Source organism: Rhizobium sp. 01N48, from assembly GCF_056399145.1.
Genome location: NZ_JBFTQT010000002.1, coordinates 413433 through 427560, shown reverse-complemented (window position 1 = coordinate 427560; position 14128 = coordinate 413433). Strand labels below are relative to the sequence as shown.

The window sequence follows — 14128 nt, the reverse complement described above, 5'->3', positions numbered from 1 at the left end:
CGTCAGCCAACTTGGAAACGGCGCACCCGAGGCACGCCGTTTCCAAGTTCCAATTCCGGGCTCGTATCTTAAAGACCGGTCGTCTTCATCAACTGCTCCGGATAACGCTCGCCCTCGACCTGGATTGCGGCGGCAGCCGTCTCGATCTGCGCGAGATCGTCGGCGCTCAGTGCCACCTCGGCCGCGCCGAGGTTTTCCTCAAGGCGATGCAGCTTCGTCGTGCCGGGGATCGGCACGATCCAGGGTTTCCGGGCCAGCAGCCAGGCCAGTGCGATCTGCGCCGGCGTAGCCTTCTTGTCCTCGGCGATGCGCTTCATGAGATCGATCAGCGCCTGGTTCTTCTCCATCGCCTCCGGCGTGAAGCGCGGCAGCATCTTGCGGAAATCGCCTTCGCCGATCTTCGTGTCCTTGTTCATAGCGCCGGTGAGAAAGCCCTTGCCGAGCGGGCTGTAGGCAACCAGCGCGATGCCAAGCTCCTCGCAGGCTTCGAGAATGCCGTTGGTCTCCGGCCCGCGCGTCCACAGCGAATATTCGTTCTGCAGCGCGGCGACCGGCTGCACCGCATGGGCGCGGCGGACCGTCTGTGCGCCCGGCTCGGACATGCCGAAATGCTTCACCTTGCCTTCCGCGATCAGATCCTTGACCGTGCCGGCGACGTCCTCGATCGGCACGTTGGGGTCAACGCGGTGCTGGTAGAGCAGGTCGATGACATCGACCCCGAGGCGCTTCAGCGAACCTTCGGCCGCCTTGCGGATCTGCTGGGGGCGGCTGTTGACGCCGGCCATTTTGCCATCAACGATATTGAAGCCGAACTTCGTGGCGATCACCACCCGGTCACGCATCGGCCGGAGCGCCTCGCCGACGATCTCTTCATTCGTATAAGGTCCATAGACCTCGGCGGTGTCGAAAAACGTCACGCCGCGCTCGACGGCCTGGCGCACCAATGTCACGCTCTCCTGGGTGCTCAGCGCATGGCCATAGCTGAAGTTCAGGCCCATGCAGCCAAAGCCGAGGGCAGAGACTTCCAGTCCGCTTTTTCCAAGTATCCGCTTTTCCATATTACGCTCCTTCAGGACGGCGCTCGCCGTCTCACGTCGGTATTAAACAGGAGTGCCTCCGGCAAACGATGAGCTTCATTCTCACTGTCCGGGCATTCCAGATATTCCTGCACCCTAAAAGTACCACCGAACCCGCGACCGCATTAGACCATGATCTCCGCATGGACTTATATCTGCGGCTCATGAGTACGCATGGAAGAACCGATGAGGAAGCAGGGACCGCAGCTGGGTTGCCCAGTCGGAGCCAACGCGTGCAAGGAGAAACGGTGGCACATTGATGAACCGACGATTGCGCCTACATCAAGCATTATTGGCTGCAGTAACCGCACGCCTTTCAGAAGGGAGGGTCGTCCATCATGAAGGGATCCAAGACGATTGTGCAGATGAGTGTCCGCGAACGGCGGGACATATTGGCCGCTGTTGCCGATGCGCTGGAGACAAGTGCCAAGGAGGCATTAATCGAAGGCAACGCAAGTTTTGCGGCGAGCTCAGGTGACCTTGCTTCGACAATTCGCGGCAGCGTGCATGGCCTTGCGAACACCGATCTCAAGGCAGCCGAGTTCCTGCTGCAGCAAGCCATGACACTGATCGAGCAATTCCGATTCCGCGACCCACATCGCCCAGAGACGCTGACGCTCCACTGAATCTGGCATAGCTTCGAAGATATGACGGCAACTTTCAACGGCCATCATCAAACGTTTGCACGTAGTGTTTCAGATGCGCCAGTAACATCCTCGCATAGCCTGGAAGCTGCATTTCGTTTCTGACGCAAACGTATAGTTCGCGATCCGCCCAAGGCTCCGAGATTGGCACGACCTTGAGATTCATGAAGTGTGCGTAGCGTCGTGCAGCACTCTCTGGAATGATCGACACACCAGCTCCCTGTTCGACAACCCGGCACGTCGCTTCAAATCCTGCAATCAACAGCCGGAAATGCGGTGTGCGTCCGAGCTCGTTCGCTTGACGCCCTAGAAACTGCATCAAGGCCGGATTGCCTTGCTGGCCAACTAGCTTGAAATCCAGGATGCGCGGAAACGCGACAGCATCGAACGGCACGTCGAGATCGCGCGGCGCGATCAGCACCAGCCGGTCGGGAACGAAACGAAACCGCTCGAGCCCGGTCATATCGGCCGAGGAGGCAACAATCGCGATATCGGCCTGGCCCTGCTTCAGTAGGTTCACCGCCTCGAGGCTCGGTTTGTCCTCGACGCTGACACTGATATCCGGGCTTGCTGCAAGAAAGGCGCCAAGCGCCTGCGGCAAATGCTCTGCAAGCATATTGGTGTTTGACAGCAACCTGACATGACCGCTGCGGCCATCGGCGAAAGCGTCGAGGTCGGCCTCGATCCGGCGGGCGTCGTCCAGTATCTGACGGGCATGACTTGCCAGCATTTCGCCCGCCAAGGTCGGCTTGATCCCCCGTCCAGTACGTTCGAAGAGCTCGAGATCGAACGCCTCCTCAAGACGCCTCAGGCGCGCACTTACGGCCGCCACGACGACATTGTTCTGACGAGCGGCGGCTGTCAGACTACCGCCGTCGACCGCAGCCAGGAATATGCGTAAGTCAATCAGGTCGAATTTCACGGTTCCGCTTTCATTTTCTGTGAAAACTGTTTGTATGACAAATTGATTTTCAAACGCAGCATAGCGCGGTTATGACGATTGCCAAGTCGCGAGCGTGACACGTCGACGCATAAAGCCATATCCTCATTTAGAGCGATTTAGCAAAGCAAGTTCAGTGATTTGCTTTTCTTACATTGGCTTGAATCGACGTTTTTCACATATGTCCTCGCGGCGACGTGGATCGGCTACGCTCGTGGGAGGTGATGCAAAGCCTGTTGTCGTTTATTCATGCTTGATGAAAGCACGTCGATAATGCATTTGCATACCGCCATCTCTCGGCCTCACTTTAAACGCCTGCGATCGATCGCACTCTGTCTCTCCGCGCTGGTGTCCATCACTGGCGCAGCCTCCGCGCAAGATCAGACGGCGACGCCAACCGACCTGATCACCAAGGGCCGCTACCTGGCGACCGCGGCCGATTGCGCCGCGTGCCATACCGCGCCCAACTCCGGGCAGCCCTTTGCCGGCGGCTATGCGATCGAATCGCCGCTCGGCAAGATTTTCTCGACCAACATCACGCCATCCAAGACCGACGGCATCGGCACATACAGCGAGGAAGACTTCGCTCACGCCGTTCGCAACGGTGTCGCCAAGGATGGCAGCCATCTCTATCCGGCGATGCCTTACACGGCCTACGCCAAGCTCTCCGACGAGGACATCTCCGCGCTCTACGCCTACTTTATGCAGGACGTGAAGCCGATTGATCACGCGCCGGAGAAGACGGCGCTGCCATTCCCGTTCAGCATCCGCGCCTCTATGTCGGTGTGGAACCTGCTCTTCCTCGACAAGGATCGCTTCCAGCCGGATGCATCCAAGTCCGCCGAGTGGAACCGTGGCGCCTATCTGGCCGAGGCTCTCGAGCACTGCAGCACCTGCCACACGCCACGCAATCTCCTTATGGCGGAAAGCGGAAGCCGGGCGCTTTCGGGCGCGTCCATCGGCTCTTGGTTCGCACCGAACATCACCTCCGACAAGGTTGATGGCATCGGCGGCTGGTCCGACGAGGAACTCGTGCAGTATCTGCGCACAGGCCATGTCGTCGGCAAGGCGCAGGCAGCCGGCCCGATGGCGGAAGCCATCGAGCACAGCATGCAGCACTTGACCGAGGCGGACCTCAAGTCGCTCGTCGTTTATCTGAAGGATACGAAGCCGATCACCACTGGCGAAGCCACGCCGCGCTATGATGTCGGCAAGCCCTCGACAGCCGAACTCGATCTACGTGGCCTGCCTGGCCAGGCCGTTACCGAGAAGGGCTTCCATATCTTCAGCGGCTCCTGCGCCGCCTGCCATCAGGTCGATGGCGAGGGCAACGACCACTATCCGTCGCTCTTTCACAATACCGCAACCGGCGGCAATAACCCGGACAACCTGATCGCAACGATCCTGTTCGGCCTGTCGCGCACGATCGACGGCGTTCCGACATTCATGCCGGCCTTCGGTGAGAACGCGTCTTACACCGATCGCCTCTCCGACAAGGACGTCGCCGATGTCAGCAACTATGTGCTGAGCCATTTCGGCAACGGCAAGGTGACCGTCACCGCAGCAGATGTCCTGCGTGTCCGCGAGGGTGGAGAAAAGCCGGTATTGGCAGCGGTTGCACCGTTCATCGTTCCGGCGTTTGCCGTGGCGTTGATCCTCGCTGCACTCGTCATCGCGCTACTCGTTGCTCGCCGCAGGCGGCAGCCGGCCCACGCCTGACCATTTCACCCTTTTTCCCAGTTCTGACTACCTCATCGAGGATATCAGCGATGCCAATCGACCCGAACAATGCGGGCTCTCTCATGAGCCGGCCCCTCCACCGCCGAGACCTCCTGCGCGCCACCGTGGCCGTCGGGGGACTGGCCGCCCTCTCCTCCTTTGCAGCACCAGTATCGGCGTTCGCGGCCGACGATGACGTCCAGGGCTTCACCAAGCTTTCCGAATTCCTGACCGGCTACGAACTCGACCCCGTGCTCGGCGCACGCTTCCTTGCAGCACTCTCCAAGCGCAGCAAGACGCTGAAAGCAGACATCGCCGCCCTGCAGCAGGCCGTGAGCCAGTCCGGCGCCAAGGACATGGACAGCTTTCTCGCGACAAAGCCCGCCGAGCCCGAGATGAAGACTTCCGCGAAGCTCGTCTCCGCCTGGTATCTCGGCGTGGTCGGCGACCCAGAGGACGCGGAACTCATCACCTACGAGAAATCGCTCATGTACCGCCCGACCAAGGGCCTCCTTCCCATTCCGACCTACGGTCCCGGCCCGAACGCCTGGGGACCGAAGCCCGGCAGCAAGATCTGACAGGATATAGACAATGGCAAACGACGCATATGATGCGGACCTGATCGTCATCGGATCGGGTGTCATGGGCGGCATCGTCGCCGCACAGCTCGCCAAAGCCGGCAAGAAGGTGATCATTCTCGAAGCCGGTCCGCGTGTCGATCGCCGCGAGATCGTTGAGACCTTCCGCAACGCTCCGGTCAAGCTCTCGCTGGCGAACGCCAAGCTGCAGGGCGCCGGATCCCCCTTCCCCAGCATGCCCTGGGCGCCATCCACCTATGGCGACTATCTGCAGTATGAAGGCCCGGTTAAATACAACACCTCCTACCTGCGCGTTGTCGGCGGCACGACCTGGCACTTCGGTTCGGCCCTCTGGCGCATGATTCCGAACGACTTCAAGATCCAGTCGCTTTACGGTCGCGGCCGCGACTGGCCGATCGGCTATGACGATCTAGAAGACTACTACAACAAGGCCGAGCTGGAGCTCGGCGTCACAGGCATGGACGGCCAGGACGAAAGCGGCCAGGGCGGTGGTYCGATGCCGCCTCGTTCCATGCCCTTCCCGATGAAGCAGCTGAATTCCAGCTACATGTTCGCGACGCTGGCTGAAAAGCTCTCGGTCGGCGGCTTCAACCCGGTACTCGAGCCGCATGGCCGCGCCTCGCGCCCCTACGGCAACCGCCCGGTCTGCGCCGGCAACAACAACTGCAATCCGGTCTGTCCGATCGGCGCCAAGTATGACGGCTCGATGCACATCGACGAAGCCGAACGCCATGGCGCCAAGCTGCTCGACAACTCGCCAGTCTACAAGGTGGAAGCGGGCGACGACGGCAAGATCACTGCGGTCTGGTACAAGAAGCCCGACAATTCCGAGCACCGGCTGACGGCGCGCTATTTCGTGCTTGCCGCCTACGGCATCGAGTCCGCCAAGCTGCTGCTCATCTCGACCTCGGACAAGTATCCGAACGGCATCGCCAATTCGTCGGATCAGGTCGGCCGCAACCTCATGGACCACACCGGCATCAGCATGAACATGCTGACCAAGGAGGACATGTGGCCGGGCGAAGGCCCGACCGAACTGCTGGTCTATCTCAACCAGCGTGACGGCGCCTTCCGCAAGGATTACCCGAGCTACAAGATCAAGGTGCGCAATACGGTACCGACAGCCCAGATGACCGAAGGCTTCATCAAAAAGGGCATCATGGGCTCCAAGCTCGACGAGCAGATCCGCAAGTACTCGGCCCGCTCGCTGAACTGGGCGATCGATTTCGAGCCGCTGCCGCTGGCCGAAAACCGCGTCACGCCGTCGAAGACCAAGTTCGATGCGCTCGGCATCCCGGTTCCGGTGCTTTATTACTCGGTCACCGACTACTGGAATGCCGGCCGCGATCGTGGCCTGGAAGATTTGAACAAGATTGCCCAGCTGCTCGACGCCGAGGTCCTGTCGACCGACGTGAAGTGGCAAAACCGTCAGCACGTCATGGGCACGACCCGCATGGGCGACGATCCGAAGGACTCAGTCGTCGACCGCGATTGCCGCACCCATGACCACTCGAACATGTTCATCGCCGGCACCAGCGTCATGCCGTCGGCCTCTTGCATGAACCCGACACTGACGGGTGCGGCGCTCAGCGTGCGTATTGCCGAGCAGCTGATCAAGGAGATCTGATTTCAGCACTCAAAAAGGTCTCGGCCGCAATGGTCGGGGCCTTTCGCATCTCAAAACGAAAACAGCGACCGCCTGGCAGGCAGGTCGCTGTTTTCGTATTCGCCGATGGAAGCGACGTCAGTCGCGGTTGGTATAGAGCGCGCTAGAGCGCTCAAGGTGTTTCAAGATCGCCGCTTCCGCACCATTCGCATCGTTGGCAGCGAGACAGTCGAGGATCTGCTCATGCTCCACCAGCGTGAACTTCTCCTTGCCGGTCCAGATCAGCATGTCTGTGTGATAGGCCTTCAGCCATGCCAGCATCGCCTCGCTGACGGCAACGAAGATCGGGTTACCCGAGATTTGCGCGATCCGCGTATGGAACTGCATATCGGCGGCGATGAAGTCTTCCGCGTTGCCGAGCGAGCGACGCTGCTCCTCGATGATATCGCGAAGATCGGTGATATCGGCAGGCGTGGCCTTGACCGCCGCCTCGCGCGCCATCCCGCGCTCGAAAAAGATGCGTGAGCTCTTGAGGTGATCGAGCGAGTCGGCCGATTGCGCGAGCATGATCTTCGCCGTCAGGTCCACCTGGCGGAAAATCGATCTTGCGGTCAACTGCAGAACTTTGGCGCGCTCTCCGTGCGAGATGTTGACCAGGCCCATATTGGCCAGCGACTGCATCGCCTCGCGGATAGCCGGCCTTCCAACCCCGAAGCGCTCCATCAGCACCCGCTCCGAAGGCATTTCGTCACCGGGGCGAAGCTCGCCCGAGGTGATCATCCTCTCCAGCCGATCGAAAACCTCATCGGATAGTTTGCGACGCACGATCTGTTCGATTGGCTGGTTCATGGTGTCTCGCTGGCTCACAATATCCCTCCTTTATGCATGCTAGCGTCCCGGCACGAAAGGCCGTCGTCGGAAATCGGTATGCGCTCTTTCAAAAAATTTTCGTTGCAGAAATTGGAATACTCATTATACCAGTTCATGAGTTGACGCCATGGCAAACTTTCGGCCTAGGCAGGAGGAGCAACGAAACCTCATGATGATCACAGTTACCTACCGCATCGAAACGACCGGCAGCGTCGAGGCCATGGCCGCCAAGATCGCCAGCGATCAGTCGACCGGCACGTTCGTCCCTGTTCCCGGCGAAACGGAAGAGCTGAAGGCACGCGTCGCGGCACGTGTTATCGCCATTCGCCACCTGCCCGATGCGGAATACCCGACCTGGCCGGAAGTTGCACCCGGCAGCGGCCCCATCCACCGCGCCGATGCCGATATCGCCTTCCCGATGGACGCGATCGGTACGGATCTCTCCGCCTTGATGACCATTGCCATCGGCGGCGTATTCTCGATCAAGGGCATGAGCGGCATCCGCATCGTCGACATGAAGCTGCCTGAGGCCTTCGCCACCACCCACCCCGGCCCGCAATTCGGCCTGCCCGGCAGCCGCCGGCTGACCGGCGTCGAAGGTCGGCCGATCATCGGCACGATCGTCAAACCGGCGCTCGGCCTGCGCCCGCATGAGACGGCGGAACTTGTCGGCGAACTCATCGAGTCCGGCGTCGATTTCATCAAGGACGACGAAAAGCTGATGAGCCCGGCCTATTCACCGCTCAAGGAGCGCGTCGCGGCCATCATGCCAAAGATCCTCGATCACGAGCAGAAGACCGGCAAGAAGGTCATGTACGCCTTCGGCATCTCGCATGCCGATCCAGACGAGATGATGCGCAATCACGATCTCGTCCTGAAGGCCGGCGGCAACTGCGCCGTCGTCAACATCAATTCGATCGGCTTCGGCGGCATGAGCTTCCTGCGCAAACGTTCGGGCCTCGTGCTGCATGCCCATCGCAACGGTTGGGACATCCTGACCCGCGATCCGGGCGCCGGTCTCGACTTCAAGGTCTACCAGCAGTTCTGGCGCCTGCTCGGTGTTGACCAGTTCCAGATCAACGGCATCCGCATCAAGTATTGGGAGCCGGACGAGAGCTTCGTCGAATCCTTCAAGGCCGTCAGCACGCCGCTGTTCAGCAAGGCCGACTGCCCGCTGCCAGTCGCTGGCTCCGGTCAGTGGGGTGGCCAGGCGCCGGACACCTATAACCGCACCGGCCGCACTACCGACCTGCTCTATCTATGCGGCGGCGGGATCGTCAGCCATCCTGGTGGCCCGGCGGCCGGCGTACGCGCCGTGCAGCAGGCCTGGCAGGCGGCGGTCGCCGACATCCCGCTCGACGAATACGCCAAGGATCACCCGGAACTCGCGGCCTCGATCGCGAAGTTCGGCGACGGCAAGGCAGCTTGAGACCATGACCAAACCTCTGCTTACCTATTACGGTGACGATTTCACCGGTTCCGCCGACGTCATGGAAGCGCTCGCCTCCAACGGCGTGCCGACCGTGCTCTTCCTCGGCATCCCCAGCACCGCGACGGCAAAGCGTTTCGCCRATTACCGCGCCTTCGGCATTGCCGGCACCAGCCGCAGCGAAACGCCGGAGTGGATGGAAAAGCATCTGCCGGCGATCTTCGAATGGCTGAAGGCGCTCGATGCCGACATCTGCCATTACAAGGTCTGCTCGACCTTCGATTCCAGCCCTGCGGTTGGCAACATCGGCAAGGCGATCGAAATCGGCAAGGCACTCTATGGCCAGCCGGTCGTACCTGTGGTCGTCGGCGCGCCGCAGCTGAAGCGCTTCACCGCTTTCGGCAATCTCTTCGCCGCCTACCAGGATCGCTACTATCGTATCGATCGCCATCCGGTCATGAGCCGTCATCCGGTGACGCCGATGGCCGAAGCCGACCTGACGCTGCATCTGGCAAAACAGACGGCACTGCCCGTAGCGCTCGCCGATCTCGTCACCACGGCGGCGCCCGATGCCGACCAGCGCATCGACGAGACGATCGCGGACTTCGATGGCATCCTGCTGATCGACGTGGACAGCGCCCAGTCGCAGGCTCTCGCCGGCCGTCAGGTCTGGCGGGCCAAGCGCGACGGCGGCCTGTTCACAGCCGGCTCGTCAGGCGTCGAATACGCATTGCTGCAGGCATGGAAGGCCGAAGGGCTGCTTGGCGAACCGACAACCTTCGCCGAGCCCGGCAAGGTCGATCGCCTTGCCGTCGTGTCCGGAAGCGTCTCGCCAACCACCGAACGGCAGATCCGCAACGCAACGGAAAACGGCTTTGACGGCATAGCCGTCGATCCGCTCGATCTCGTCGGCGAAAGCGGTGACCGCGCCATCGAAACGGCTGTCACTGAGGGCGTCCAGCGCCTGAAGGAAGGCCGCAGCGTCATCCTGCACACGGCGCTCGGCTCATCGTCAGACAAGGGAACCGATATCGATCGTATTCCCGGATCCCGCCATCGCCTCGGCTCAGCTCTCGGCACGATCCTGCGCCGGTTGATCGAAACCGAAAAGCTGCCCCGCGCGGTCATTGCCGGCGGCGACACGTCGAGCCACGCGCTGCAGGAACTGCGTGTGGACGCTCTGACGACCTTGCTGCCACTGCCGCAGACCCCCGGCTCGCCACTCTGCACCGCGCACGGCAACTACGCGCCGACCAACGGACTGCAGATCGCGCTCAAGGGCGGCCAGGTCGGAACCGACGGCTATTTCGCACAGATCCGCGACGGACGGAGGGCTTGAACATGCGCTACTGGGTTGGCACTAGCTTCAAGATGAACAAGACGCTTGGCGAGGCTCTGTCCTTTGCCGAAAAGCTGGCAGTCGCCGATGGCGATCGCCACGCGGACATCCAGCGCTTCGTCATCCCGCCCTTCACGGCGGTGCGCGAGGTCAAGAACGCTCTCGCCGACAGCTCGGTGAAGGTCGGCGCGCAGAACATGCATTGGGACGCCGCCGGCGCCTGGACCGGCGAAATCTCGGCTCCGATGCTGAAGGATTGCAACCTCGACATCGTCGAGCTCGGCCACTCCGAGCGTCGCGAGCACTTCGGCGAGACTGACGAAACCGTCGGCCTGAAGGTCGAAAGCGCCGTCAAGCACGGCCTGATCCCGCTGATCTGCATCGGTGAGACGCTTGCCGAGCGCAACGCTGGTGATGCCGACGCGGTGCTGAAGCGGCAGGTTGAGGGCGCGCTGGCGCGCGTGACCACATCAGGCAAGGACGCGGAAATTCTTCTTGCCTACGAACCGGTATGGGCGATCGGCGTGAACGGCATTCCGGCCACCGCCGACTATGCCGACGAACGCCACGCGCGCATCGCCGATGTGGCTGCCAAGGTGCTCGGTCGGGCGGTTCCGGTTCTCTACGGCGGCAGCGTCAATCCAGGCAATTGCGAGGAGCTGATTACGCAACCGCACATTGACGGCCTTTTCATCGGCCGCTCTGCCTGGGCCGTCGAAGGCTATCTCGACATTCTGAAGCGCGTTGCCGCGGTCATCTGATCGCAGCCACCAATTCCATTCATCCAGCCCCCGAATGATTGAAAGGACACGGACCATGAAAATCGCCATCGGAGCGGATAGCGCCGGCAAGCCATTGCTTGACGTGATCGCCGCCCACCTCGCCACCAAGGCGGGCCTCGAAGTGCACGATCTCAGCCAGGCCGGCTTTTACGCCGACCTGTCGCAGAACCTCGCGCAGACCATCGTCGACGGCCAGCATGAGCGCGGTATTCTCATCTGCGGCACCGGCATTGGCGTTTCGATCTCGGCCAACAAGGTTCCGGGCATCCGCGCCGCGCTGACGCACGACACCTACTCGGCCGAGCGCGCCGCGAAGTCCAACAATGCACAGATCATCACCATGGGCGCACGCGTGATCGGTCCGGAACTTGCCAAGTCGATCGTCGACACCTGGCTCGCCTCCGAATTCGACCCGAAGGGCGCTTCGGCAGGCAACGTCGACGCCATCAACAGGCTCGACGCGGTTAAGTAATACTTATTCTGGGGTGGTGATTGACTCATCATACCAGCAACGTTAACAATTCCAGCAAAACACGAAGTGAGGAAACATGACTTCCATTGCTCTGTTCGGCGCCGGCGGCAAAATGGGCTACCGGCTTGCAAAGAACCTTAAGGGTTCGCGCTACGACGTTCGCCACGTCGAAATCAGCGATGTCGGCAAGGCACGCCTGAAGGACGACCTCGGCCTTTCGACCGTGGACGTAGACGCAGCGCTTGACGGCGTCGACGTCGTCATCCTGGCCGTTCCGGACACGCATATCGGCAAGGTTGCCGCCAGCATCAACGACAAGCTCAAGGCCGGCACCATGGTTGTTGCGCTTGACGCTGCCGCGCCATTCGCTGGCCACTTCCCGGAGCGTCCTGATCTGACGTACTTCGTCACGCATCCGTGCCATCCGCCGATCTTCAACGACGAAACCGACATGCAGGCCAAGAAGGACCACTTCGGCGGCCTCTTCGCTAAGCAGCACATCGTTTCGGCTCTCATGCAGGGTCCGGAAGAAGCCTACGCCGTCGGCGAAGAAATCGCCAAGACGATCTGGGCACCGGTCATGCGCTCGCACCGCGTCACCGTCGAGCAGATGGCGATGCTGGAGCCGGGTCTCTCCGAGACCGTTGCCGCTTCGCTGCTCGTCGTCATGAAGCAGGCCATGGATGAGTGCGTCGCACGCGGCGTTCCGGAAGAAGCTGCCCGCGACTTCCTGCTCGGCCACCTGAACGTACTCGGCGCCGTCATCTTCGGCGAAGTCGAGGGCGTGTTCTCGGACGCTTGCAACAAGGCTATCGAATTCGGCATTCCCGCCCTGATGAAGGACGATTGGAAGCGCGTGTTCGAACCGCAGGAGATCGCTGACAGCATCAAGCGTATCACCTGATACCGATCCCGGGAGGGGGCAACCCCTCCCCTTTCACCGCCCTGCTGGGAACAGGGCTTCTTTTGGGAGGAAACCAATGAGACTGACACGTAGACTGACCGTCGCTGCCTTTGCCAGCGCGCTCGCATTTGGCGTTGCCATGCCCGCTTTTTCGGCGGACCTGATCGCCATCATCACCCCCGCACACGACAACCCGTTCTTCAAGGCTGAAGCCGTAGGTGCTGAAGCCAAGGCGAAGGAACTGGGCTATGAAGCGCTCGTGATGACGCATGACGACGACGCCAACAAGCAATCCCAGATGATCGACACCGCCATCGGCCGCGGTGCGAAGGCCATCATTCTTGACAACGCCGGCGCTGATGCGACCGTTGCCGCCGTCAAGAAGGCCAAGGACGCGGGCATTCCGTCCTTCCTCATCGACCGCGAAATCAACGCCACGGGCGTTGCCGCCGCGCAGATCGTTTCCAACAACTACCAGGGCGCCCAGCTGGGCGCGCAGGAATTCGTCAAGCTGATGGGCGAGAAGGGCAATTATGTCGAGCTCGTCGGCAAGGAATCCGACACCAATGCCGGCATCCGCTCGCAGGGCTACCATGACGTCATCGACGACTATCCGGATCTGAAGTCGGTCGCCAAGCAGTCGGCCAACTGGAGCCAGACGGAAGCCTACGCCAAGATGGAAACCATCCTGCAGGCGAACCCGGATATCCAGGGCGTCATCTCCGGCAACGACACGATGGCCATGGGCGCGATCGCCGCTCTCCAGGCCGCCGGCCGCAAGGACGTGATCGTCGTCGGCTTCGATGGCTCCAACGACGTCCGCGACTCCATCAAGTCCGGCGGCATCAAGGCCACCGTTCTGCAGCCTGCCTACGCACAGGCGCAGATGGCTGTCGAACAGGCCGACGCCTACATCAAGAACAAGACTCTTCCCAAGGAAGAGAAGCAGTTGATGGATTGCATTCTCATCAACGCCGACAACGCCGCCAAGCTCGAAACCTTCGCGATCGCCAAGTAACGACAGCTTGAGACCACTGGCGAAGAGCGCGATCATCCGCGCTCTTCGTTTCTTATCCTATTCCATAAGATTGGAGTTTCGTGGATGGCGAGGGTCAGAAGCGCGGTTGTGATCGCATTGCTTGCGATGGCACTGCCGGGCTGCAAAATCATCAAAACGCCGACGGCGGAAGAAAAGGCTGCGGAAACCGCAAAGAGCGCCTTCGATCCCGCGGCAAAGGTCGAGGCCATCTGGCAGTCGCAGGCAATTCCTTATCTGCAAAAGCGGGCCGGCGATTTGAAGGACGTCGTGGCGCTTGCTGCCTCCAGCCCGGATCAGGCCGGCGAGAAATACGGCAATCCCCGCAAGCAGGCGAGTGCGCCCTGGACCTATGCGGTCAAGCTGAGCGGTAAGGTTGTCGCCGCCGATACCGCGTCGCGCGCCGCCACGATCGATCTGGACGCCGATGGCGATGGAAAGGCCGACGCCAAGGTGCAGATTGGCCCCGCCGTGCGCGGAACGGCGCTGCGCGATACGCTTGAGTTCGTCAATTTCAACGAATTCAAGAACCAGATCGAGTGGGCCCAGTTCGGCAAGGCGTTCAACGAGAAGATCAATGCCGCGCTCCTGGGGCCCCTGCCGCGCGACGGCCTGACTGGCAAGACCGTCACGGTCACCGGCGCCTTCCCGCTGCCGTCATCCGGCCAGTTGCCGCTGGTGACCCCGGCCGAACTGACGGTAGGGCCGTAGT

The 14128-nt window shown here is 61.3% G+C and carries 14 protein-coding genes; 11 read left to right on the top strand and 3 right to left on the bottom strand.

The window, feature by feature from the left end; translation table 11 throughout:
- Window positions 1–68 precede the first annotated feature (68 nt).
- Window positions 69–1058 carry an aldo/keto reductase gene (locus tag AC1DOG_RS05635; protein ID WP_112943300.1) on the bottom strand — a complete coding sequence of 330 codons (990 nt, stop codon included), beginning with the start codon at window positions 1056–1058 and terminating at the stop codon, window positions 69–71.
- Window positions 1059–1414: 356 nt separating this feature from the next.
- Between AC1DOG_RS05635 and AC1DOG_RS05630 the strand changes: the two genes are divergently transcribed.
- A complete protein-coding gene (locus AC1DOG_RS05630) occupies window positions 1415–1702 on the top strand; it encodes a hypothetical protein (protein WP_112819943.1) in 288 nt (95 codons plus the stop codon).
- A gap of 34 nt (window positions 1703–1736) precedes the next feature.
- Here the strand turns inward: AC1DOG_RS05630 and AC1DOG_RS05625 are convergent, their stop codons facing one another.
- On the bottom strand, window positions 1737–2642 hold the full coding sequence (locus AC1DOG_RS05625) for a LysR family transcriptional regulator (RefSeq protein WP_112943301.1): 906 nt from the start codon (window positions 2640–2642) through the stop codon (window positions 1737–1739).
- Window positions 2643–3008: 366 nt separating this feature from the next.
- Here AC1DOG_RS05625 and AC1DOG_RS05620 point away from each other — a divergent pair, with 366 nt between their 5' ends.
- From AC1DOG_RS05620 to AC1DOG_RS05610, 3 genes are read left to right on the top strand one after another with little or no spacing between them, the layout of a single operon-like run.
- The gene (locus AC1DOG_RS05620) at window positions 3009–4379 is read left to right on the top strand and encodes a c-type cytochrome (protein ID WP_477927044.1); all 1371 of its coding nucleotides are present in this window, start codon (window positions 3009–3011) and stop codon (window positions 4377–4379) included.
- A gap of 50 nt (window positions 4380–4429) precedes the next feature.
- Window positions 4430–4957, top strand: a complete 528-nt coding sequence (locus AC1DOG_RS05615) for a sugar dehydrogenase complex small subunit (protein ID WP_112943302.1) — start codon at window positions 4430–4432, stop codon at window positions 4955–4957.
- A 13-nt stretch (window positions 4958–4970) separates the two neighbouring features.
- The gene (locus AC1DOG_RS05610) at window positions 4971–6605 is read left to right on the top strand and encodes a GMC family oxidoreductase (RefSeq protein WP_477927043.1); all 1635 of its coding nucleotides are present in this window, start codon (window positions 4971–4973) and stop codon (window positions 6603–6605) included.
- Between the two features lie 117 nt (window positions 6606–6722).
- On the opposite strand, the gene AC1DOG_RS05605 is transcribed toward AC1DOG_RS05610, so the two are convergent.
- Entirely contained in the window at window positions 6723–7433 is a 711-nt protein-coding gene (locus tag AC1DOG_RS05605) for a transcriptional regulator NanR (RefSeq protein WP_018896831.1), read from the bottom strand.
- Window positions 7434–7623: 190 nt separating this feature from the next.
- On the opposite strand from AC1DOG_RS05605, the gene oiaX reads away from it, so the two are divergent.
- The 7 genes from oiaX to AC1DOG_RS05570 all read left to right on the top strand — a co-directional run bounded on the left by oiaX (window position 7624) and on the right by AC1DOG_RS05570 (window position 14127).
- Window positions 7624–8883: a 3-oxo-isoapionate-4-phosphate decarboxylase OiaX gene (oiaX, locus tag AC1DOG_RS05600; protein ID WP_112943303.1), complete on the top strand. Its 1260-nt coding sequence runs from the start codon at window positions 7624–7626 to the stop codon at window positions 8881–8883.
- A 4-nt stretch (window positions 8884–8887) separates the two neighbouring features.
- Window positions 8888–10222, top strand: coding sequence for a four-carbon acid sugar kinase family protein (locus AC1DOG_RS05595; protein ID WP_477927042.1), 1335 nt, complete (start codon window positions 8888–8890; stop codon window positions 10220–10222).
- A 2-nt stretch (window positions 10223–10224) separates the two neighbouring features.
- On the top strand, window positions 10225–10983 hold the full coding sequence (locus AC1DOG_RS05590) for a triose-phosphate isomerase (RefSeq protein ID WP_112943305.1): 759 nt from the start codon (window positions 10225–10227) through the stop codon (window positions 10981–10983).
- Between the two features lie 55 nt (window positions 10984–11038).
- Window positions 11039–11476 carry a D-erythrulose-4-phosphate isomerase gene (derI, locus tag AC1DOG_RS05585; RefSeq protein WP_018896827.1) on the top strand — a complete coding sequence of 146 codons (438 nt, stop codon included), beginning with the start codon at window positions 11039–11041 and terminating at the stop codon, window positions 11474–11476.
- A gap of 76 nt (window positions 11477–11552) precedes the next feature.
- Entirely contained in the window at window positions 11553–12380 is an 828-nt protein-coding gene (locus AC1DOG_RS05580) for a phosphogluconate dehydrogenase C-terminal domain-containing protein (protein ID WP_477927041.1), read from the top strand.
- A gap of 76 nt (window positions 12381–12456) precedes the next feature.
- Complete coding sequence (locus AC1DOG_RS05575; RefSeq protein ID WP_477927040.1) at window positions 12457–13398, top strand: substrate-binding domain-containing protein; 942 nt, start codon at window positions 12457–12459, stop codon at window positions 13396–13398.
- Between the two features lie 84 nt (window positions 13399–13482).
- Complete coding sequence (locus AC1DOG_RS05570; RefSeq protein WP_112943307.1) at window positions 13483–14127, top strand: DUF2291 family protein; 645 nt, start codon at window positions 13483–13485, stop codon at window positions 14125–14127.
- The last annotated feature ends 1 nt before the right edge of the window (window position 14128 follow it).

What these genes read in the sequence shown, in the direction of transcription:
- AC1DOG_RS05580 (WP_477927041.1), top strand. Translation starts at nt 11,553, where the DNA reads ATGACTTCCATTGCTCTGTTCGGCGCCGGCGGCAAAATGGGCTACCGG.
- AC1DOG_RS05570 (WP_112943307.1), top strand. Translation starts at nt 13,483, where the DNA reads ATGGCGAGGGTCAGAAGCGCGGTTGTGATCGCATTGCTTGCGATGGCA.
- derI (WP_018896827.1), top strand. Translation starts at nt 11,039, where the DNA reads ATGAAAATCGCCATCGGAGCGGATAGCGCCGGCAAGCCATTGCTTGAC.
- AC1DOG_RS05605 (WP_018896831.1), bottom strand. Translation starts at nt 7,433, where the DNA reads ATGAACCAGCCAATCGAACAGATCGTGCGTCGCAAACTATCCGATGAG.
- AC1DOG_RS05575 (WP_477927040.1), top strand. Translation starts at nt 12,457, where the DNA reads ATGAGACTGACACGTAGACTGACCGTCGCTGCCTTTGCCAGCGCGCTC.
- AC1DOG_RS05630 (WP_112819943.1), top strand. Translation starts at nt 1,415, where the DNA reads ATGAAGGGATCCAAGACGATTGTGCAGATGAGTGTCCGCGAACGGCGG.
- AC1DOG_RS05635 (WP_112943300.1), bottom strand. Translation starts at nt 1,058, where the DNA reads ATGGAAAAGCGGATACTTGGAAAAAGCGGACTGGAAGTCTCTGCCCTC.
- AC1DOG_RS05590 (WP_112943305.1), top strand. Translation starts at nt 10,225, where the DNA reads ATGCGCTACTGGGTTGGCACTAGCTTCAAGATGAACAAGACGCTTGGC.
- AC1DOG_RS05615 (WP_112943302.1), top strand. Translation starts at nt 4,430, where the DNA reads ATGCCAATCGACCCGAACAATGCGGGCTCTCTCATGAGCCGGCCCCTC.
- oiaX (WP_112943303.1), top strand. Translation starts at nt 7,624, where the DNA reads ATGATGATCACAGTTACCTACCGCATCGAAACGACCGGCAGCGTCGAG.